Genomic DNA, 1,147 nt, shown 5'->3' with positions numbered 1-1,147 from the left:
GGCGAGGATGTCGCCCGATTTCACCGTGTCGCCTTCCTTGACGAGCCATTTGGCGAGCGTGCCTTCCTCCATCGTGGGGGACAGCGCCGGCATTTTGATGTCGATCGCCATCTCAATAAGTCTCCACCAGCACGTCGGTATACAGCTCCTGCGGTTCGGGTTCGGGGGTGTTCTCCGCGAAATCGGCCGATTCGTTGACCTGGCGGCGGATTTCCGCCTCGACCGCCTTCAGCTCGTCTTCCTTGACGCCCTCGGCCTCGAGCAATTTCTTGACGTGCTCGATCGGGTCGGACTTGTCGCGCACCGACTGGACTTCCTCGCGGCTGCGATATTTCGCCGGGTCGGACATCGAATGGCCGCGATAGCGATAGGTCTTCATCTCGAGGATGATCGGCCCCTTGCCCGCACGCACCCACGCAAGCGCTTCCTCCGCCGCGCCGCGCGCCGCCAGCACGTCCATCCCGTCGACCTGCAGCCCGGGAATGCGGAAGCTTTCGCCGCGGCGATAAAGCTGGTCTTCGGACGACGCCCGGTTGACCGAGGTGCCCATCGCGTACTGGTTGTTCTCGATCACGAAGATCACCGGCAGCTTCCACAGCTCGGCCATGTTGAACGCTTCGTAGACCTGGCCCTGATTGGCCGCGCCGTCACCGAAATAGGCGAGGCACACCCCGCCGTCGCCGGAATATTTGTGCGCAAAGCCGAGCCCCGCGCCCAGCGACACCTGCGCGCCGACGATGCCGTGCCCGCCGTAGAATTTATGCTCGACGCTGAACATGTGCATCGAGCCGCCCTTGCCCTTGGAGATGCCGGCGGCGCGCCCGGTCAGCTCGGCCATCACGTCCTTGGGCGGGATGCCGCACAACAGCATGTGCCCGTGATCGCGATAGCCGGTGATCACGCTGTCTTTCTCGGTCAGCGCGGATTGCAACCCGACCGCGACCGCTTCCTGCCCGATATAGAGGTGGCAGAAGCCACCGATCAGCCCGAGGCCGTAAAGCTGCCCGGCCTTCTCCTCGAAGCGGCGGATCAGCAGCATGTCGTGATAGAATTTGAGCAGCTCCTCCTTCGACGCCGTGTAGAGCTGCGGCTCGGCCGGTCGCTCGCGATTGGGCGTCGGCGGGGGTGCGGTTTTGGTTCGTGCGTT

General features: G+C 64.0%; 2 protein-coding genes. Both read right to left on the bottom strand.

Annotation, left to right across the window (positions count from 1 at the left end):
* On the bottom strand, positions 1 to 72 hold a 72-nt coding region (locus BGN95_RS27215; RefSeq protein ID WP_502688250.1), incomplete at its 3' end, for a biotin/lipoyl-containing protein.
* A 40-nt stretch (positions 73 to 112) separates the two neighbouring features.
* Positions 113 to 1,060: a pyruvate dehydrogenase (acetyl-transferring) E1 component subunit alpha gene (gene pdhA / locus BGN95_RS04305; RefSeq protein WP_218850134.1), complete on the bottom strand. Its 948-nt coding sequence runs from the start codon at positions 1,058 to 1,060 to the stop codon at positions 113 to 115.
* Positions 1,061 to 1,147 lie beyond the last annotated feature (87 nt).

The sequence above is a fragment of the Sphingomonas sp. 66-10 genome (assembly GCF_001897045.1).
In the GTDB taxonomy this organism is placed as follows: domain Bacteria; phylum Pseudomonadota; class Alphaproteobacteria; order Sphingomonadales; family Sphingomonadaceae; genus Sphingomonas; species Sphingomonas lycopersici.
The sequence above is the reverse complement of the archived record's forward strand: the minus strand, read 5'-3'. Positions and strand labels throughout refer to the sequence as shown.